At 39.4% G+C, this 17,538-nt stretch carries 25 protein-coding genes; 13 read left to right on the forward strand and 12 right to left on the reverse strand.

Annotation, left to right across the window (positions count from 1 at the left end):
- The first annotated feature begins 17 nt into the window (after window positions 1-17).
- The 3 genes from M2448_RS04960 to M2448_RS04970 are packed head-to-tail and all read left to right on the forward strand — an operon-like array spanning window position 18 to window position 4,912.
- A complete protein-coding gene (locus M2448_RS04960) occupies window positions 18-1,451 on the forward strand; it encodes a phage portal protein (protein ID WP_280646741.1) in 1,434 nt (477 codons plus the stop codon).
- Window positions 1,452-1,458: 7 nt separating this feature from the next.
- On the forward strand, window positions 1,459-1,719 hold the full coding sequence (locus M2448_RS04965; protein ID WP_280646742.1) for a hypothetical protein: 261 nt from the start codon (window positions 1,459-1,461) through the stop codon (window positions 1,717-1,719).
- A gap of 52 nt (window positions 1,720-1,771) precedes the next feature.
- The gene (locus M2448_RS04970) at window positions 1,772-4,912 is read left to right on the forward strand and encodes an ADP-ribosyltransferase (RefSeq protein WP_280646743.1); all 3,141 of its coding nucleotides are present in this window, start codon (window positions 1,772-1,774) and stop codon (window positions 4,910-4,912) included.
- Here M2448_RS04970 and M2448_RS04975 read toward each other — a convergent pair.
- The 12 genes from M2448_RS04975 to M2448_RS05030 all read right to left on the reverse strand — a co-directional run bounded on the left by M2448_RS04975 (window position 4,909) and on the right by M2448_RS05030 (window position 11,921).
- Window positions 4,909-5,229 (reverse strand): hypothetical protein, encoded by a 321-nt coding sequence (locus M2448_RS04975; RefSeq protein ID WP_280646744.1) that lies wholly within the window; start codon window positions 5,227-5,229, stop codon window positions 4,909-4,911. The genes M2448_RS04970 and M2448_RS04975 overlap by 4 nt on opposite strands.
- Before the next feature lie 283 nt (window positions 5,230-5,512).
- Window positions 5,513-6,103: a hypothetical protein gene (locus M2448_RS04980; protein WP_280646745.1), complete on the reverse strand. Its 591-nt coding sequence runs from the start codon at window positions 6,101-6,103 to the stop codon at window positions 5,513-5,515.
- Window positions 6,104-6,421: 318 nt separating this feature from the next.
- Complete coding sequence (locus tag M2448_RS04985) at window positions 6,422-7,213, reverse strand: ADP-ribosylglycohydrolase family protein (protein WP_280646746.1); 792 nt, start codon at window positions 7,211-7,213, stop codon at window positions 6,422-6,424.
- Between the two features lie 2 nt (window positions 7,214-7,215).
- A complete protein-coding gene (locus tag M2448_RS04990; RefSeq protein ID WP_280646747.1) occupies window positions 7,216-7,464 on the reverse strand; it encodes a hypothetical protein in 249 nt (82 codons plus the stop codon).
- Complete coding sequence (locus tag M2448_RS04995; protein WP_280646748.1) at window positions 7,451-7,768, reverse strand: hypothetical protein; 318 nt, start codon at window positions 7,766-7,768, stop codon at window positions 7,451-7,453. The genes M2448_RS04990 and M2448_RS04995 overlap by 14 nt, the downstream gene beginning before the upstream one ends.
- A complete protein-coding gene (locus M2448_RS05000) occupies window positions 7,765-8,043 on the reverse strand; it encodes a hypothetical protein (protein WP_280646749.1) in 279 nt (92 codons plus the stop codon). The genes M2448_RS04995 and M2448_RS05000 overlap by 4 nt, the downstream gene beginning before the upstream one ends.
- A gap of 94 nt (window positions 8,044-8,137) precedes the next feature.
- A complete protein-coding gene (locus M2448_RS05005) occupies window positions 8,138-9,121 on the reverse strand; it encodes a phosphoadenosine phosphosulfate reductase family protein (protein ID WP_280646750.1) in 984 nt (327 codons plus the stop codon).
- Between the two features lie 8 nt (window positions 9,122-9,129).
- Complete coding sequence (locus tag M2448_RS05010) at window positions 9,130-10,245, reverse strand: hypothetical protein (RefSeq protein ID WP_280646751.1); 1,116 nt, start codon at window positions 10,243-10,245, stop codon at window positions 9,130-9,132.
- Between the two features lie 55 nt (window positions 10,246-10,300).
- A complete protein-coding gene (locus tag M2448_RS05015) occupies window positions 10,301-10,594 on the reverse strand; it encodes a hypothetical protein (protein ID WP_280646752.1) in 294 nt (97 codons plus the stop codon).
- A 20-nt stretch (window positions 10,595-10,614) separates the two neighbouring features.
- A complete protein-coding gene (locus M2448_RS05020; RefSeq protein ID WP_280646753.1) occupies window positions 10,615-11,337 on the reverse strand; it encodes a hypothetical protein in 723 nt (240 codons plus the stop codon).
- A 13-nt stretch (window positions 11,338-11,350) separates the two neighbouring features.
- Entirely contained in the window at window positions 11,351-11,563 is a 213-nt protein-coding gene (locus M2448_RS05025; RefSeq protein WP_280646754.1) for a hypothetical protein, read from the reverse strand.
- Window positions 11,564-11,582: 19 nt separating this feature from the next.
- Complete coding sequence (locus M2448_RS05030; RefSeq protein ID WP_280646755.1) at window positions 11,583-11,921, reverse strand: hypothetical protein; 339 nt, start codon at window positions 11,919-11,921, stop codon at window positions 11,583-11,585.
- A 233-nt stretch (window positions 11,922-12,154) separates the two neighbouring features.
- Between M2448_RS05030 and M2448_RS05035 the strand changes: the two genes are divergently transcribed.
- The 10 genes from M2448_RS05035 to M2448_RS05080 all read left to right on the forward strand — a co-directional run bounded on the left by M2448_RS05035 (window position 12,155) and on the right by M2448_RS05080 (window position 17,537).
- The gene (locus M2448_RS05035) at window positions 12,155-12,766 is read left to right on the forward strand and encodes a hypothetical protein (RefSeq protein ID WP_280646756.1); all 612 of its coding nucleotides are present in this window, start codon (window positions 12,155-12,157) and stop codon (window positions 12,764-12,766) included.
- Window positions 12,767-12,777: 11 nt separating this feature from the next.
- Window positions 12,778-13,404, forward strand: a complete 627-nt coding sequence (locus M2448_RS05040; RefSeq protein WP_280646757.1) for a hypothetical protein — start codon at window positions 12,778-12,780, stop codon at window positions 13,402-13,404.
- Window positions 13,405-13,574: 170 nt separating this feature from the next.
- The gene (locus M2448_RS05045; protein ID WP_280646758.1) at window positions 13,575-14,564 is read left to right on the forward strand and encodes a major capsid protein; all 990 of its coding nucleotides are present in this window, start codon (window positions 13,575-13,577) and stop codon (window positions 14,562-14,564) included.
- Between the two features lie 12 nt (window positions 14,565-14,576).
- Window positions 14,577-14,921 carry a hypothetical protein gene (locus M2448_RS05050; RefSeq protein WP_280646759.1) on the forward strand — a complete coding sequence of 115 codons (345 nt, stop codon included), beginning with the start codon at window positions 14,577-14,579 and terminating at the stop codon, window positions 14,919-14,921.
- A gap of 2 nt (window positions 14,922-14,923) precedes the next feature.
- Complete coding sequence (locus tag M2448_RS05055) at window positions 14,924-15,244, forward strand: hypothetical protein (RefSeq protein ID WP_280646760.1); 321 nt, start codon at window positions 14,924-14,926, stop codon at window positions 15,242-15,244.
- Window positions 15,225-15,710: an HK97 gp10 family phage protein gene (locus M2448_RS05060; RefSeq protein WP_280646761.1), complete on the forward strand. Its 486-nt coding sequence runs from the start codon at window positions 15,225-15,227 to the stop codon at window positions 15,708-15,710. Before M2448_RS05055 ends, M2448_RS05060 begins: the two co-directional genes overlap by 20 nt.
- Window positions 15,707-16,162 (forward strand): hypothetical protein, encoded by a 456-nt coding sequence (locus tag M2448_RS05065; RefSeq protein ID WP_280646762.1) that lies wholly within the window; start codon window positions 15,707-15,709, stop codon window positions 16,160-16,162. The genes M2448_RS05060 and M2448_RS05065 overlap by 4 nt, the downstream gene beginning before the upstream one ends.
- 12 nt (window positions 16,163-16,174) lie before the next feature.
- A complete protein-coding gene (locus M2448_RS05070) occupies window positions 16,175-16,693 on the forward strand; it encodes a hypothetical protein (RefSeq protein WP_280646763.1) in 519 nt (172 codons plus the stop codon).
- Between the two features lie 77 nt (window positions 16,694-16,770).
- The gene (locus M2448_RS05075) at window positions 16,771-17,316 is read left to right on the forward strand and encodes a hypothetical protein (protein WP_280646764.1); all 546 of its coding nucleotides are present in this window, start codon (window positions 16,771-16,773) and stop codon (window positions 17,314-17,316) included.
- A 95-nt stretch (window positions 17,317-17,411) separates the two neighbouring features.
- On the forward strand, window positions 17,412-17,537 hold the full coding sequence (locus M2448_RS05080) for a hypothetical protein (protein ID WP_280646765.1): 126 nt from the start codon (window positions 17,412-17,414) through the stop codon (window positions 17,535-17,537).
- The last annotated feature ends 1 nt before the right edge of the window (window position 17,538 follow it).

Here is a 17,538-nt window from a genome sequence, read left to right on the forward strand (position 1 = left end):
ATTAAAAAATTTAAACGATGGGATTTTTAGACCTATTTTTTAGCAGAATGAGGGCAGCTGTAGGCTATAAGCAATCCTTTGAGGAAAAGATACAGGCGGGCGACATTAGTGGTGCGCTGGGGCTTATGTGCCTAGAGGATAGGAAAGTTACAAAAGCATTAAACGAGTATGATATAGAGAAGCACGAAATCATGCAAAGGCAGGATAAAGCCACGTTTGATGCTAAAGGTAATTTTAAAGGGTGGGTAAAACGATGGCGGTTGCCATTAAGTTACCCAGTGTACATTAATGAGATTGCTTTGGTGTTCATTTATGGGCGACCTGTGCAATGGCTGGAGAGAACAAAGGATACCAAAAATGCCTTTGCAGCTTTCAACCATTTTATTGAGGACACGCATTTTAATAGCAAGATAAGGCAGGCTAAACGGCTGGCAGGCTCGGAGACACAGAGTGCTTTACTCTTCCATACCTACCAAAACAAAGATGGCAAGGCTCAATGCTTGATAAAGGTGTTAGCCAAATCTCTGGGAGATGATCTATACTACATAAAAGACCAGTACGATAGGTTGCTATATTTTGCACGTGGCTACTATTTATCAGAGGGTGGTGGTAAAACTACCTACCATGTGGATATTTTCACCGATGATATTATTTACAGGTGCAAGCGTGGGGGGCTAGGCTGGGATATTGAGAAAGAGCCTAACTACATTGGAAAAAAACCTATAATACTCTTTGAGCAAGAAACAGAGTGGAGCGGTGCAAATCCTCTAATCAAAAGACAGGAATACATGAAGAGCCGTACAGCTGATGTAAACGACTACATGGCAGACCCAGCACTAGTAGCAACAGCAGATGTAGTAAAAGGGTTGCCAGAGAAAGATACCGAAAATAAGCTGTATGTGTTGAGCGAGAAAGGACAATTAAACTACTTAGTGCCAGAGACGGCAGATGAGCTCAAAAAACAGGAGCGAGAGGATAACGAAAGGCATATTTTCCGTGAAACCTTTACCCCTAATATTGACTTTGATACAATGTCTAAGCTCACAAATATATCGGCAAAGGCATTAAAGCAGATGATGATACTTGCTGATATTAAAGCTCAAATGCGCAAAGAGACCCACGATGAGTACCTAAAACGTATTGCAAACCTCATAATAACCATTATTGGCAAAGTAACCCATGTAGATGATGTGGCTGTGAGAACGGAATGCGAAAGGATGAAAGTTGGGCATGAGTACCAAGAACCATTTGGTGAGGATATAACCGAAGCAATAACCAATGCTATTAAAGAGGTTAATGCTGGTGGTATGTCTAAGGAAACCCTCATTGAGCTAAACCCACTGGTAAAAGATAAGGCACAAGAGAAACAACGTATTGCAAGTGAGGAAGCCATAAGGAAACAGGAAGAGCTAGAGCAATACAAAAGAAGCATTTTCGAACCAACAGAATAAGTAAGTTATGTATAACAAAATATTAAACGTGCTTACAAAGCACACAGATAAAGTATTGCATTTTGCAGCAGGCATGATGGTGTGCCTGATAGTATTTATACCTCTGGGCAATTACTTTGCTCTGCTAGCAGCTGTAATAGCAGGGCTGGGCAAAGAGATAAGGGATAAAATAAGTTATGGGCGTTTTGACTGGCTGGACTTATTGGTAACTGTGGCTGGAGGGGCTTTTGTGTTTGCTTGCCTCCAGCTTAGACTGCTTTTTTTGTAAAAAATCAACATTTTCCCAAACTCCAAGCTATTTATTAATAAATGATTGATAAATGAATACAAAAAAGCTATATGGCAAATTAAACAAACGTACAGAGTTTTATGCAGCACAGGTGCGTAAAATCTACAATGAAAAGATTTCGGAGATAATCGCACTCTGTGATGGCATTGAGGTAAGCGATGATACACCGTTTAAGTTTGCCGACTATGAGGATATTGCACCAGAGGTACAGAAAACCCTGCGCAATATGTACAGCCAGCTCTACCAGAGCGTTAGAGGCAATGTTACTAAAGAGTGGAACTACTCCAACGTTGCCAATGATAAGCTGGTGCAGGGGATATTTGGGAAAAAGAGCATTGAGGATAACCACTTTGCAAAATACTTCCAGCGAAACAAGGAAGCCATGAACTCCTTTTTTGCCCGCAAAGAGGATGGTTTAGATTTAAGCCAGAGGGTATGGAAGTTTGTCGGGGAGGCAAAGGAGGAGTTAGAGCTTGCACTTGATTTAGGACTGGGTGAGGGGCTTAGTGCTGATGCTCTTAGTCGTGTTGTGCGCAACTACCTGCATGATACAGATAAGCTGTTTAGGCGTGTGCGCAATAAGCATGGTGATTTAGTATTGAGCAAAGCAGCGAAAGCCTATCATCCTGGCAGGGGTGTTTACCGTTCATCCTATAAGAATGCCCAGAGGCTTACCAGAACCGAGACCAATATGGCATACAGGACAGCGGATATTACCCGCTGGCAGCAAATGGATTTCATTATTGGGTATGAGGTTAAGTTAAGCAATAACCACCCAGAGTATGATATTTGTGATGAACTGGCTGGCAAGTACAAAAAGGACTTTGTTTTCAAGGGGTGGCATCCAAATTGTCGCTGCTACATTGTGCCTATACTATGCACGGAGGATGAGCTAGAGCAATTAACAGAAATGATATTGCGGGGTGAAGAAAGCAGCTTTGTGCCAGCAGATATAGTGGAAGATGTACCAGAGGGCTTTAATGAGTGGATTGTAAGCCATACGGAGCAAATAGAGAAAGCCAAAATTAACAATACATTGCCATACTTCATTAAGGATAACTATAAAAACGGTGATATAAGCAAGGGGTTTGCATGGGCTGAAAATGACAAAAATATATCTGGGTTGCAAAACTTCAATAAGCTGCTATCTAAGCATGAGATTGATGTGGATAAGTTTACCAATATGCAGAGTTTTACAAACGAGCTCTGGAGGGAAAGCAGCAACAATGTGTATAACGATAAAGAGTTTACCCTATCTAATGCAGTACCTAAAAACAAGGTGCAGTTTGAGCAAGCAGCCAAGCTAAGCGATAAAAAGATATTGCAGGAGCTACTAGATGATGCTTTGTATGGAGATGATAATAGTTGGATGTTCCTTAATGATGATATACTGGAGGAGCTGCAAAAGGTTGCCACACAGAAAAGGTTTTTAAGTTCCAATGATGCTAAGTTTGTATTTGGGTTGGATAAGGAGGCTTTGGAAAATGCAATTAAGGGCGACACAGCCATTTTCTCTGGTAGTCGTTATATTGGCACGAATTATAGTACGATAAGCCGACAGGCAATAAAAAACGGTGTGATTTCGGGAGATAATGGTGCAATCTGTGCAGTAAACATTCCTAAAGGTAGCCGATACCTCCAAACAATGGATGGAGAGGAGCAACTAGCAATGCTATTGCCAAACTCCAGATTTAAGGTAGTGAGCACTGAAACTAAAACCATTATACAGGGAGGCAAAAGCACAAAGGTGCTACAGTACAATATGGAGCTGGTAGATGATGGCTCGGAGTACGTAAAAGGGCTTACTACTGTTAAGGCAGAGGTAAAAGCAAACATAGCTGCATATAACCAAGCCGTAAAAGTTGCAAACAATGTACTAAAGGTTGCGGATGAGTGGGATGGCGTTTATGGTGTGGATATGGATAAGCTGGCAGCTCTGGTTAAAACTGGAGGTGCAAAAGAAATAAAAGCAGAAGCAACGGCTCTGGCTAAAAGTGTGAGCAAAGCCAAGCAGCAAGCAATAAACCTCTATAAAGAGCAACCTATAGAATGGGGATTAACCAAAGAGTTTGGAGCGGATACAGCAAAGGCATTTCTGGAGAATTGGCACAAGCATGTAGATAAAGCAGCCTATATGTCTGATAGTGAGTTTTTGGAAAAGGTGATTAAGAAAGAGCTGTATTACGCAAAGCTCAATCCAACCAAGTACCCTACAACTCCAAAGTTTATCTATTACTTTGAGAAACTGGAGGTGCAATATGAGACCAAGCTAGTAAAGACACAGCTACTAGATGAAGTGCAACATTCTTTTAACTATGCACAAAAAACAAAGAGTGCCAAAGTAAAAAGTATGGTTGCAGAGCTGCAAGATATGTTTGCTGGTACTACAAATGCTGATACTCTTAAAATTAAGATTGATGCCTTAAACAAAGAGGTTGCCCGACTGGAGAAAGAAAAAGCCAAATTAGCAGCCAAGAATGGGAAACTAATACAGGAAAATGCTTTTGAGACTACAGCTTACACAAAGGCTCGTAAAGATGCTGCTATGTGGGCTAAGACAGCAGAGGAGGCAGACGAGAAACTACGTGATAAATGTGGTGAACTCTGGAGGACAGCGACACAAGCAGAAAGAGATGCAGCGTATTACTATACAAGTGGCAGCTCCTATGTAAACGAGCCATTAAGAGGCTTAACATACTATGGCAGCAAAGGGCGTAATTCGGGTGTGGATATAACCAACTTAACCAACCTCATAGATAAATCTACATACAACTTTGATATGTGGTTGCAACGTGGGGAGGGCGTAAATGGATTTAGTGGTAAGTTTGGTGTTGATTTAAGAGGTTTAACCGAGAAAGAGGCACAATCTCTGGTTGGTAAGATTGGAGAGGAAAAAGCCTTTATGTCATGTGGGGATGCAAAAGGTAAGGGTTTTACTGGAGATATTATTTATAACATATATTGCCCGAAAGGCACAAAGGGGCTATACTGTGAGCCATTTTCTGCTTTTGGGCATGGTAACGGACACTCTTGGGATGGGCTAGCGAAACAATCCAGTGTTGGATATGAAGCGGAGGTATTATTACAACGTAGTACTAAGTTCAAGATAACCAAGATTGAACAAAAGGGAGGTAGATGGTATGTTGATATGGATGTAGTAGGGCAACTTTAAAGGTTGCCCTTATATGTGGTTAAATACCATTTCTTAAACTCTGGAGGGTTTGAGTAATCCCCATTTAGATGAGTGTACCTATTAAACAACAATGCTTTGAGTGTTTGAGGAGTGCCGTCTTTTCGTTCAAAATCATAGAGCCAAGCTGCATTATACTCATCAATGTAGGAGGAAAACAGATCGCTACTATTAAGGCTCATTTCAACCCATTTACTTTCGTAAAACCAAAACATATTTTTATTTTGATTCTCGGTAAAAGGGTTTTCCTTTTCTCCTTTATAGTACCTACATTTTTGTATAAGTTGCTGCTTATCCATATCATTTACTAATTAACAACCGCAAAGGTAGACAAATTTGCTGGCATGCCAGATTTAATAAAGCCTAACTTTTGGAAGATTAATTTAGAGCTATAATTGTTATTAGTATTACAACAGATATTAATATTATTAAGTTATTAGTAATATAATTGTTGAATGATATTAGTTTGCCTGTTAGAATATTGGGTTAATGTATTGTTCCCATTTTACACATGCTGAAAATAAGCCACTTAATAACTCATTTGCCTGTTAGTAGGATGTTGATTTGTCTGTTAGTAGGTTACTAATCTTTTACATTAGTAATACTGGTTAGCTCGCTGTCAATCATAAATGTAGCTTCATTCAGTACTTTTGCTCCCATTGCATTCTTCGCTCGGTACTTGTGTTCTATTGAAAAACCATCCATAATGGGAGGGGCTTTTTTTATATTCTCTTTCTCCATTTCAAAATGTTTTAATATTTGCCGTATTGAATCTGCTGTTTTATAGTACTCGCTTTTATCCTCTTGGTTTAGAGTACTAATGCGTTCTTTTTCTTGAATCCCAATATTACTTGTTAAACTCTTATAGGTTTCCATGTCGTTTGCCTCCAGAGCCATTAAGGCATTGCTAATAAGTAGTGTGTCTTGGTATTTTTCAATTAGGGTTTTCCCTCCATACTCTAAAGCCTCTATTTTATTTTCTTGATAATCCCAAATTGTATCTATTTTAGAAAAAACAACAGACTCATAACTTTGAGGGTCATGCAGATTTTCTTTTAAATAGTTTTTTACTAATTCTTCTGCTTTTTGTTGAGGAGACTTTGAACACCCGATAAAAGCCAATGTTGCCAATAAGAAAAAGGCTGAAATTTTTACTCTACTAAACCATTTCATAATACTATTGTTTATATGTTACTAAAACCCTAAACAATAGCAATAGTGCATACCATAAAACAAGGCGTAGAACCATTGCCATACGCCGTCAAGGTTCACCACAAACCTACCTACTTAATGGAATGATTCTACGCTAATAGGTACAATACTCCCATAAGTAGGTAATCTGATAGCCTTATTCTGTTATCCGAGGTGGTGATTCTGACGACGATTAGGCTATAAGCGATAGAGAATATACCCAAGTAGCGTATATTCTCTTCCTTTTTTTCTATATGGCAAAGATATTACTTTTTTTATTTACAACCCGAAAAAATGCTATTAATGAGGTAAATGTAGCCTGTATTTGGAGTAGAAGCTATCAAAAACAGCTTTTAAATCAGATGGTACAGTACTTAATGCAGCACTCATTACCTCCATTGGTATTCCGCAATCAGGTGTAGCTTCCGCTATGCTCCCTGTAATACATGCAATAGTATCACTATCACCTCCAAGAGATACAGCCAGCCGTATAGCATCCTCAAAGCTATTACTCTCCAGATAGCATATTATTGCCTCTGGTACAGTCTGCATACAGTTTTCATAAAACTGATAAGTCGGGCGTATTTGAGCTAATTTCCTGCTTAAATTGTAATCAAAGTTTTTTTCTATGTAATGCTTTAGGTACTCTTTGGATTCTCCATTACGTGTAAGGAAAATAGCAGATGCTACAGCCATAGCACCCTTTATGCCCTCTGGATGGTTGTGTGTACACTGGGCACTACGTTGCGCCTCCCTTTGTACTTCCTCCAGAGTATCAAATGCCCAACCAATTGGGCTAACCCTCATAGCAGAACCGTTACCCCAGCTGTTATATGGTTGCGGGTTATCGCTCCTTAACCATGAGCCAAAAGAGCCACCATAAGAACCCATTGGGTTTGGGTACTTATTACCCCAGTAATGCAAACGCTCTGCGTATGGCTTACCCTGTAGTATAGCATCAGCGATAGCTAGAGTTAAAATACTATCATCTGTTATTTCGCTCTCTGGTGTTATTAAATCAAAACTGTAATTATTTGTATTGTCGAATTCGTAAGCACTGCCTACATAATCCCCTATTATTGCTCCTAACATATTTACTCCTTTCTTTTACCTCTATTTGTTTTTGCTCTTAGCAGCGTATGCTGCGATATAACCGCTCCAGTTCTGGTAGTATATGCCTCACTCTGGAGATTTATTTTACTCTGTAATGTATTGAGAGTTACCCCAACTACTTCCATAGGCAAATAATGGTATATGGCAGCTTTGCCACCAAACACCCACCGAGTAGCACCCTCATACGGTTGCCTTAACTCTACAATTATTATTTTACTACCTATTGCCATTTATTACCTCCAGTAATTCGGTTGTTACTTCATACTTAATGCCCTCTGGCAAACTTTCTATAATGCTCCTTACAATCTTGCCTTGCCTTTTGGCTCTCCATCTCCAATATACTCTTAGCAAATTGCCAGATGATATTTTGCGAGCTTTGTAAAGTTGAAAATTAGCGTACTCCTTTGCCAGTAATACCCTCAAAAACATTATAATAGTATTCTCAAAATTTGAGGAGGTTTCTAATAAGCGAGCCATTGAGCTGTTTAGCTCGTTAAAAGCTTCCGTTAGTTTATTTATACTATCTTTACTCATGGCTGCTTTTTTATAGGTACATTTACTAATGTTTTCTGGTCGCATTGTCCTATCAGGTAATCTACAGCCAGCCATGCGATAAATCGCCCTTGTGTGCTCTTTACCCTAGTGGGTATATCATCTATAGTGGTTATCTTTTCACACAATATGTGCAAAGCCTCCTTATACCCCTCCTTAATAGCTGCATTAACATGCCTGTTTATTAGTTTTTCCTGTAACCGAGCATTAACCATACCAATGGTTTCCTGTATCTCTTCGTCTGTTCTAACAATCATAATTATATTTCCTTTCTGCAAAATTAGGTATTATTTATTAATTAAATAAAGATTTTATTGAAAAATGCGTGATACATGTACACGTTTTTTTTTATTAAGCAGCTCCACAATTTTCACCATACGCTCCAGCTGGCAATAGCCATACATCATCATCGGGTATAATTATTGGCACATCGTATATGCTTTGGGTTGCCAAAGTAGCCATAAAACCATTTATTGCCTCGTATGCAGTACCAGAATCTATTAAGGTTTGCAAATCCATATTGCGCTTAATAGTACACTTAAACAACTTTTCTAGCTCAATGATATACTGTATTTGTTCTGGGCTTATTTTAGCAGCACTGGCAAACTGGTTTTTATTACCGAAAATACAGAACTTGCATGAGCATCGCCCCCAACCCATGTAATAACAAGGATGTACACGCACACGATACTTTTCTATTATTTCCCATACTTGCTGCTCTTTCCAGTCTCGTATTGGGCGAAACCTATCTACATGCCTTGTAAATGCCTTACCGTTTCGTAAGTCTGCACGATCTGGTTCAAGTATTTTGTATTTGGCTCTTTGCGGGCTCTCTTCGCCTCTTTCTCCAGAGAGTATTAGGGTTCTCTTATTTCTAAAACGCTCCTGATTTATTAAAGAGGTTGAGCACACATCAATTTTCAAATAAGCACTGCACCAACGTACTTTAAGGTCTGCGGATGCTTGTGGAAATCTCAACCTAGTAGATAGTTTACCTTTTTCTCCTCCAGCTTTGTTTATACAACCATTAGGGAGCTCGAAATATATTGGTGCAGTTAAACTGTTTTCTCTGAACATTTCCCGCTTAAAACCGCCCTCTTTCCATTGGAAATAGATTGGCACACCAAAAGCTACTGCAAACTTTCTACAATAGTCTGGGGTAATCTCCCAGTCAAAGAAAGTTTGTTCCCTGCCATCTATTTCTTGATGCCAGAGCTCAATCTTTTCTTTTGGTACTCCTTGCTCCAGCAGGTAAAGAAAGCACGCTGTGCTATCCTTACCTCCAGAGAAAGAAACTATATAATGGTCGTAACTATGTAAATCAAAAGCATCCATATAAAAGTTTATTTTGCCTGCGTTAATTGTTCGTATGTAACTGGTATTACTTTGGCAGCAGCAAAATAGGCATTAGTAGTTAATTGCCTTTGCCATGCCATAAAGCGTGGAGACCAACGGAAGCCATAGCTTTTAAGGTTAGATATAACATCTGGAGCTGGCTTACTGTCGAAAAGAATTTGTAACCTATCCTCACTGTAATTCTTAACTACAGTACCACCCTCAAAAGCTATTTCTGTATTTTCCCTATTTGCTTTATCAATCTGTTTTTCTTTAGCTGTTTCGGCAACATCTAACAGCTTAAAAAATTTATGTCGCTCTGTGATAACGATGCTCATTGTTTCGTTAAATTGCCGTATGCAATCAATAGCCTTTTGCACCATTTTTGTGTCACCTCTTTTGGCGTATGTTTCTACTTTCCCATAAATAGAGGATACAAATAGGGCTTTATGGTAGCCTCTTTCTACTCCAGTATTAATCCCATGTATAATAGCTGCGGAATGTAAAATATCTTTTTCAAGTCGTGCCCACTCTTCATTTTGCTTTTGCTCTTCTGGTTTGTTGTTTTCTATACATTTTGCAATGGCTTTTAGGGCTTTCTCTCTCCACTGTATAAACTCTCCCATTCTAGCATGTTCCCTATTGTTTGCTTTTTCAGCTTTTCTAACATTGAACCCAGAGCCACCAGTAATGGCAGAGCTGGCACAATTAGAGTGTGCAGAGAGCCATGCAGAAAAGTATTTTTTGTAGTTGGAAATGTAACGCTCTTGCTCTTCCAGAGGTATGTTTTTCAAATCATCATTAAGCTCCTTTTCATAGCTTATTATTGTGCGCTCTCCTGCTCGGTCGGGGTTAAATGAAGTCCAGTAAAATGCCCTATACGCCAAATCCCAATACTCATCCAGTGTTACATCATATTTCCATGAAACTACTTCCCAATCGCTCATATTCTCCGTGTGCAAAACTTTACTATTAGCACCCATGCCCACCACATGAGCATACCGCCCCTGCATTAATTCTTGTGCCTTATAGTGGAATGCCCATGTACCCCACTCTGGATTTTTAATATTCTGTACGACACTAGCTCTATGGCAATTTCTCTTTGATAAAATAACTTTTTCCATTGTTTTTCTTTTATATTGTGTGATGTATATACACGCTTTATGTTCAAAAAAATAATTAATAATCTCCTCTGGTTAAATACTCCAGAGCTTCTGTGTGCAGCTCCTCTAGGTTTAAGCCCTCCCTGCTGGGCTCAAATCCAGCTTGATAAGCACCCTCTATAGTTGCATTTATTTTGTTTACCTCTGTATTGGCACTGTGTACCCCACGTGTGTAATTGCGCTCTACTTTGCGGGTATCATTATACTTTGCCTGTGCTGTGCTCTCCAGTACTCGTTTGCTTGTACCTAGTAGCTTTGCTCCGTTTCCTTGCTCATCAAGGGTTTGCTGTATTACTGCTAAAATTCCCATTGTTTCAAAATTTATAGTTATTAATCAATTACATTAGCTATTTGATAGCAATAGCCATCTTCTTTATTTATTTCTGTGTTAATTATTTGCAAATTGTATTCAATCGCTTTGCACTTTACACGCTTAGCCTTACCAGCCATAACAGGTAATTCATAAGGAAATCCATTGTAGAAATATTCCTTTGTTTGCCTAAATCGGAGCTCAATATTATGCCCATCAGTAATATTAACAAAGGCTTTACCCTCACATGGGTTACTTAAAATAGTCAATATGTGCTTCCCACTTTTTAGAGGAGATATGCGAGCCAATTTGTTATTTATTTCCATTTGTATTTGAGCTTGATATTCTTTGTATTCTTTTGTAGAACATATTGCCTCTTTTTGAGCTGGTTCTATATACATATTATCCAAAGCCCATATTAAATACTGCAAATCAACAGAAGCAATATCTTCTACTGTCCTACCTGTATATTTACCAAATGTTAGATAATTGGGTGGCATATTTATCTTTACCGTCTTACCCCATTCTCTTGTAGTTATTCCCCTTAGCCCATCATCGATAGTTACACTGGGATAAAGCTCTTTAACTTTAACAATATCGGAGCTAATGTTTTTCATATAGCTATATTGATAGTGATTGCCTGTATGCCAATGTTCCCCATAAGCATCAGTTGTATATTGGGGTGTAATTACAACATTCCATAAAGTATAATACTTGCTTGCAAATCCTATAACCAAAGCCATTATATACCTCCTTTTATTTACTAATTTCCAATGTATCCCAGTAGTCTCTTAAATCAGAAAACATTTCTTTAATATCCTCCATGTTGCTCTCAATAGCAACAATGGGAGTTAGTTTCCTTTCTGCACTCTGGAGTTGAGCGAAATTATCTCCAGTTGGTTGCTCCATGTGTTTTTTGAGGCAAACCAAATAACTCTCTACTGCATCTAATAAATTCCTGTTTCTCATTGCTCTTTCATTTTAATTATTAGCATTCTTCTTCGTAAGGTTCTAAACCTTTATCGTAATCCATACTATACTCTACATCTGTCATATCTATTTCATGTAGGTATCTACCTGTAACATCAATATACATACAATACTCATCTACTTCTACCACATAATAGCCATCGTTATAATCAACATATCCATCTTCGTATATGGTTTGTATAAGCGTTCTGCCATCTTTCAAAACAGAACTTGCTAATTCATGAGGGTTGCGTATTGTTCCATTGTCATATTCTTGAATATTTGACATTGCTTTCAAAGCCATGTTGGCAATTTGGCGATTCGTTTTACCTCCTGTATACTTATGTGTTGCTCTCATTGGATTTATTTTTTTGTTCGTTATACGTGTCTATTTATCACGCTTATTGTATTGCGAAAGTAGTATGATTTATTCAATAAACAATACTTTTGGCGGAAAAATATTGACTTTTAACAAAGATTAATAAGATTCATTGGAAACTTAAAATGAATTACTTACAAAAGTTATCCGTGATATATATACACGCTTTAGTGTGGTTAGACTATTTTTGGCACAAATAACATTAAAGTCTTATGGTTAAACAGAAATTATTACAAGTATTGGTAGGCAAATGCAAAGACATGGGCTTATCGGAAAAATCTATTGAAGAAATTGCTGGCATTGCAAGCAATGGCTTGAAAGATGGTTCAACAGATGAGGAGATTGAAGCACAGGCAAACCTTTTTATGCCTGCATTAAAAACAATGCAAGGCGAAGCTACAAGGTGGGCACAACAAGCAAAAGGTACTCCTCCAACCCCTCCAAATCCTCCAGCACCTCCAGCTCCGAAACCGAATGAGGACGGAGATTGGAAACAAGCTATTGCTGATTTGGAAACAAAGTACGGTGCTATCATCAAAACACAGGGAGAAACCATTACTGGTTTACAATCTAAACTTGATGGTGCAGAGCGTGCAAACACAATTTCTGCCGAGATGAAAAAACTAGGTTTAACTGATGCCGACATGGAATTTATCTCTGTGCCCTCGGATGCTAATATTCCAGAGTTTTTGGGAAAGGTTAAGCAGAGTTTTATTAATCGTGGGCTTAAACCAGCAGACACTAGTGTTACTGCGGAAGCAAAGGAAAAAGCTAATGATGAGTTAGCTAAAACTATGCTTGCCGAGTTTGAAGTTAAACAATAATTATCAAAGTGATGAAACGACAATTTAGAGAATTTGGGGGCGACCGCCCTCTGTTTACACTAACCCCAGTACAGGTGGTTGGTGGTTTCACGCTTGACCCTGCACAAACCAACCTTACCAAAGGTGCAGTTATCCCAGCTGGTACTTTATCCCATGTGGATGAAAATACAAGGCTGGCACAGCTGATTAAGAGTGCAAGGGTTGTAGCGATTGCTGCTGGTGATGCAAAGGTTGTTACTTTGGAGTCGGACGAATTTAGCAAGCCAATATTTACAATAAACGATTTAATCGGTAAAGACTTGACAGCTACTTTGGCTAACACTCCCAAAATAACTGCCATTGCAGAAACCGCTGATGGCATGCAAATCACCCTAAGTAAAGCAATAACTGGCTTAGCCGTTGGAGATGCTTTGTTTGAGGTGGTTGCAGATGGTACTAACGTGAAGCTTTTGGCTGAACCAAACTCTATTACCATAACAGACATTGAGGTAAAAGAGGCTGGAGATACAGGTATTGATGTAACACGCAATACAGGTAACGGAGAGGCTTATGCAAGGAGATTACCACCTGTGCCTGCATCATTGCTGGAGGGCAATGTGCTGAAAGGTACAAAGGTGGCTTATACGTATTCACTCTAAAATAAGGAGGTAATAACATGGATTCTATTTTTAGTAAAATTAATTTTCCGACTATCCCAGTGGATTTGCTGGCTACGTTACGCATCTTTTTTGAGATGGGCACAAGAGAAAACAAAGTTCTCTTTGAGCAAACGTACATTGACCGCTGGTTTACATACAATTTGCCACAAATGGATTTGACCTGTGAGGCAATTATGGCAAGCTATAAGGTGCGCTTTATGGCTAGCGTGATTGGCAATGAGGCTGCAACCCCATTGCGCCCCTCTGATGGCTTCAAAACATTTACGGAAGAGATACCACGTATGGGGCACAAGTTCCCTATGTCGGCAAAGAAACTCCGTAAAATGCTAACCATTTTGGAGGCAAGTTCAAAACGGTACACAGACCAGCAAAAGTTTAATGAGGTTTATAAAATGCTCATGGGTGATACAAAAGAGGCTTATCTAGGTTGCAAGGATACAGCCGACCATATTGTATTACAAGCTCTCTCAAACGGTGGTGTAGCTCAATTTACGCCTACTCTTAATAACCCAGACGGTAAAATATTCAAAGTAGATTACCTGATGCCCGAACAAAACAAGAAAAAAGCACCTAAAAACTGGATTGATGATAACAAAAACAACATCAACCCATTTGAGGAGCTGCAAGCTATTAAGCTGGAGTTTGAGCAAGCGGGTATTACGTTTGGTGAGATGTGTGTTAGCCCTGCTCTATATGCGTGGATTATCAGTGCTCCAGCCGTTAAAAAGGCTATTCTGGGTACAGATAAGAGTGGTGGTGTGGTAACGGATGCCCAGTTAAGGGAAACCCTTTCTCAATATGATTTACCAGCATTTACCAAGATTGTAAAACGTAATGCTATCCAAAAAGATGGTAAGCGTGTAGCAAACTTGATTAATCCGTGGAATGATAACAACATTGTTTTCAAGCCAGCTGGTACTATCGGTGAAGTACAACCTGCTTTTGAGGATAACGAAATTATCCCAGAGCCAAATGTGGAGTACATAGATGCTGGCAATGGTATGCGTGTAGCCAAATGGCAGGTTGGAGAAAGCACAGGACAGCAAGCAGGCGAATACACACAAGCATCTTGGCGTGCATTGCCTATCATCACAGATATTGCTGGAGTGGTAAACTATCAGGTACGTGGTATTCAGTAATAAGGTTGGAGTATGACAAATTTGGAGGCAATACGAGTAGAAGTTAAGCCTTATGAGGCTGATGCTTTGGATTGTGAAAAAGCTCTTAGTGGAGCGTGCAAACGTACTGGTGTAAAAATCGGTATTGCAGATGAATTTGATGCTGATGATAACGAAAAGACTATTGCCCTTGCAGCTGTGTTGGTATTGTATAAATACCTAACACTAAGTAGCGAAAAAGAGGGTGAGTGGGCACAAGGCTATCATAATAATCTGAAAGAACGCATAAAGGCTCTATGTAGCATTAATGACTTGGATGTCTCCGAGTTTGTTAGCTCTGACATTATAACCATCTCCGATGGCTCTAACAGGTTTTAACAATGGGTAAATACTACGACACATTAAAAGTACACCAAAAGTCTAAATCACCACGTAACGAGGTTGGAGACCTTATACCAGAAAAATTAGACTGGGATAAGGTAAGCCCTTGCAGGGATGAACCAGCTGGAGCGGGTGCTACAGTTAATGTGGAGGGTGGTAAAACAATTACCTATAGCTCAAACATATTTTGCCCAGTAACATGCCCAGATATTGCGGAAAACTCAACTGTACAGGTTGAGAACTCCAGCGGACAGGTGCAAGTTACAGGTACGGTATTAAGATTCAAACGCTATAAGCATTATGTCAAAATATGGATTTAGAGCGATTTACAGCAGGGGTGATGTACACAAACGGTTTGCTGAATTTGCCCAGCGAATACACAAAGCCATTGTTTCTGTATTACAGTACATTGGCGAGGCGTGTGTAGCACAGGCAAGAGAGAACGGCAACTATACAGACCACACGGGTAATCTCCGTAACTCTATCGGATACGTTTTGGTACACGATGGCACTATTATAAGCCACAATTTCGAGAAACGCATACAAAGCAAAATCGAAAACAAAGCTAATGGTGTTGGAGTATTGGAGGGGAAGAAGCTGGCAGAAGAGCTGGCTAAACGATTTACCAAAGGCTATGCACTTATTGTGGTTGCGGGTATGAATTACGCCTACTATGTGGAAACTCTAAATAAAGATGTATTGGATAGTGCAGAACGTTATGCGCAGAGAGTTAAGCCCAAAATGATGAAGATGCTTAAAGAACAGGTTTATAGGGTTGTAGCATGAAAACAGAGGATATAGAATTACAGGAAAATATGCAGTTCAATACTATACAGGATGATATTCTGTACTTGGTATTGAGCAACTCCGATTTAGCAAAGGAGCTTACTGGCATTGTAAAAAAGGGTAAACGCCCTAGCCGTAAAGATTTTGCAAAGGAGGAGGATTGTACTATTCAAAGTTTGCCCATCCCTAGTGGTAGTGTGCAAATTGGCACTAGCAATGTAAACATCTATGTTCCCGATTTACCAGATAGCACTACTGCACCAGATGCAACCAACTACGATGCTAATACTGGGAGGATTAAGCAACTTGCAGGGCTTGCCTACAAGGTATTGGAGAAACATTACTGCGACAATGGTTGGGTGTTCGAATGCGTAATGCAAGATGTTATTGCTGAACCCGATATAAAGTGCCAGAGGATTTGGTTTAAGATTAGATTTATTTTTCACAATTAAAAAATTACAGACATGGGAGTAATTTCTTTAGGATTATCCGAGATACAGGTAGGAGCTATCGCAGCAGATGGAGGCGAAGCAACCACTTATTCCAAGATTGGTAAAACCTACGAAAAGACTTGCAAATTAGTGCAAGAAAAAGGTGATGTTACCGAACATTACGAGGAGGGGCAAAGTGCTCCAGAGGTGCGCAAAAAGAAAAAGAAAGTGCCTATTCTCACTTTCTCCATAATGGACCCTGACCCAACGTTTTTGAAAGCCTATTTAGGTGGTACAACTAGTGGTACTGGGGATGATATGGAATGGAGCTGGGCAGATACGGATGAGGATATTGAGGCATCAATAAGAGCCGTACCAGAGATGGGGCTTGTTTATACCATACCACGTGCAGATATTGAGGCTGTTATTAACGCTGAAATGTCCTCACAAGGTATTAACCTTGTAGACTTTACCGTAACACCATTAAAGCCTAAAAAGGCTGGTGTAGCTACAATGAGAGCACGTAAAAAAACAGCGACTTTCCCTAAATAATAATTGTTTTTCAATTTCTCCATGAAAGCCCATTACACTAACGTGGTGGGCTTTTCTGGAATAATAGCACCTTTTATATGGAAAATGTAGATTTTAACGCCATAGAGGCTGAAAAAAAGGAAATACGGTTGCTTATCTCCAATGGCATCAGTTTCGTTGTGAACTATATGGAGAAAAGAGAGGTGAAAATACCACGCTGGAGCTGGTGTAAATGGCTAAAAAAGACAGTAATCACCAAAGAGCCGAAACAAAAAGAGTTTATTGTAAAAGAACCTACTGCATTTACTCTGGATAGATTGACGGCTGAATACATTGAGCTTGCAATAGATGAAGAGAAAATAAGAGAAGCACCCAGACAACAGGCACGGCTATATTTCCAAGAGCATGACAAACGCATGGCTCTAATTATTGCAATTGCTATACTTGGTAACGATTGGGAGGATACAGAACAACTAACCGAGCTAGCCAATTTTATTTTCAAATGGACTACAAACAGCCAGCAGCATGAGCTTGTGCAGGCAATTGACTTAACTAATAATCTAGCGGATTTTATCAACTCTATTCGATTGTTATCAAGCGCAAGAACAACAATACCGAATCGGATAGAGAACCCAGAGGATTAAACAGCCTCTATGGGCAACGTGGGGCTATTTGCGCATATTTCCATTGGACTTGGGAATATCTCACAAAAGGTATTGCATGGGCGGTTGTACAGCGGATGTTAGCAGACCAAGCACGCTACGATGATGAAGAGGGCACGAACGGAGTAGCGAGCATTGACGGAGAGGTAGAACTAACCGAAGAAAATGCAGATGATATTATTAATCTCATTAACAGTTTATAAT

Source organism: Dysgonomonas sp. PF1-14 (genome assembly GCF_029892965.1).
Taxonomy (GTDB): domain Bacteria; phylum Bacteroidota; class Bacteroidia; order Bacteroidales; family Dysgonomonadaceae; genus Dysgonomonas.

Excerpts from the sequence above, each read along its gene's own strand:
- M2448_RS04960 (WP_280646741.1), top strand. The coding sequence starts at position 18 with ATGGGATTTTTAGACCTATTTTTTAGCAGAATGAGGGCAGCTGTAGGC.
- M2448_RS04965 (WP_280646742.1), top strand. The coding sequence starts at position 1,459 with ATGTATAACAAAATATTAAACGTGCTTACAAAGCACACAGATAAAGTA.
- M2448_RS04970 (WP_280646743.1), top strand. The coding sequence starts at position 1,772 with ATGAATACAAAAAAGCTATATGGCAAATTAAACAAACGTACAGAGTTT.
- M2448_RS04975 (WP_280646744.1), bottom strand. The coding sequence starts at position 5,229 with ATGGATAAGCAGCAACTTATACAAAAATGTAGGTACTATAAAGGAGAA.
- M2448_RS04980 (WP_280646745.1), bottom strand. The coding sequence starts at position 6,103 with ATGAAATGGTTTAGTAGAGTAAAAATTTCAGCCTTTTTCTTATTGGCA.
- M2448_RS04985 (WP_280646746.1), bottom strand. The coding sequence starts at position 7,213 with ATGTTAGGAGCAATAATAGGGGATTATGTAGGCAGTGCTTACGAATTC.
- M2448_RS04990 (WP_280646747.1), bottom strand. The coding sequence starts at position 7,464 with ATGGCAATAGGTAGTAAAATAATAATTGTAGAGTTAAGGCAACCGTAT.
- M2448_RS04995 (WP_280646748.1), bottom strand. The coding sequence starts at position 7,768 with ATGAGTAAAGATAGTATAAATAAACTAACGGAAGCTTTTAACGAGCTA.
- M2448_RS05000 (WP_280646749.1), bottom strand. The coding sequence starts at position 8,043 with ATGATTGTTAGAACAGACGAAGAGATACAGGAAACCATTGGTATGGTT.
- M2448_RS05005 (WP_280646750.1), bottom strand. The coding sequence starts at position 9,121 with ATGGATGCTTTTGATTTACATAGTTACGACCATTATATAGTTTCTTTC.
- M2448_RS05010 (WP_280646751.1), bottom strand. The coding sequence starts at position 10,245 with ATGGAAAAAGTTATTTTATCAAAGAGAAATTGCCATAGAGCTAGTGTC.
- M2448_RS05015 (WP_280646752.1), bottom strand. The coding sequence starts at position 10,594 with ATGGGAATTTTAGCAGTAATACAGCAAACCCTTGATGAGCAAGGAAAC.
- M2448_RS05020 (WP_280646753.1), bottom strand. The coding sequence starts at position 11,337 with ATGGCTTTGGTTATAGGATTTGCAAGCAAGTATTATACTTTATGGAAT.
- M2448_RS05025 (WP_280646754.1), bottom strand. The coding sequence starts at position 11,563 with ATGAGAAACAGGAATTTATTAGATGCAGTAGAGAGTTATTTGGTTTGC.
- M2448_RS05030 (WP_280646755.1), bottom strand. The coding sequence starts at position 11,921 with ATGAGAGCAACACATAAGTATACAGGAGGTAAAACGAATCGCCAAATT.
- M2448_RS05035 (WP_280646756.1), top strand. The coding sequence starts at position 12,155 with ATGGTTAAACAGAAATTATTACAAGTATTGGTAGGCAAATGCAAAGAC.
- M2448_RS05040 (WP_280646757.1), top strand. The coding sequence starts at position 12,778 with ATGAAACGACAATTTAGAGAATTTGGGGGCGACCGCCCTCTGTTTACA.
- M2448_RS05045 (WP_280646758.1), top strand. The coding sequence starts at position 13,575 with ATGGATTTGACCTGTGAGGCAATTATGGCAAGCTATAAGGTGCGCTTT.
- M2448_RS05050 (WP_280646759.1), top strand. The coding sequence starts at position 14,577 with ATGACAAATTTGGAGGCAATACGAGTAGAAGTTAAGCCTTATGAGGCT.
- M2448_RS05055 (WP_280646760.1), top strand. The coding sequence starts at position 14,924 with ATGGGTAAATACTACGACACATTAAAAGTACACCAAAAGTCTAAATCA.
- M2448_RS05060 (WP_280646761.1), top strand. The coding sequence starts at position 15,225 with ATGTCAAAATATGGATTTAGAGCGATTTACAGCAGGGGTGATGTACAC.
- M2448_RS05065 (WP_280646762.1), top strand. The coding sequence starts at position 15,707 with ATGAAAACAGAGGATATAGAATTACAGGAAAATATGCAGTTCAATACT.
- M2448_RS05070 (WP_280646763.1), top strand. The coding sequence starts at position 16,175 with ATGGGAGTAATTTCTTTAGGATTATCCGAGATACAGGTAGGAGCTATC.
- M2448_RS05075 (WP_280646764.1), top strand. The coding sequence starts at position 16,771 with ATGGAAAATGTAGATTTTAACGCCATAGAGGCTGAAAAAAAGGAAATA.
- M2448_RS05080 (WP_280646765.1), top strand. The coding sequence starts at position 17,412 with ATGTTAGCAGACCAAGCACGCTACGATGATGAAGAGGGCACGAACGGA.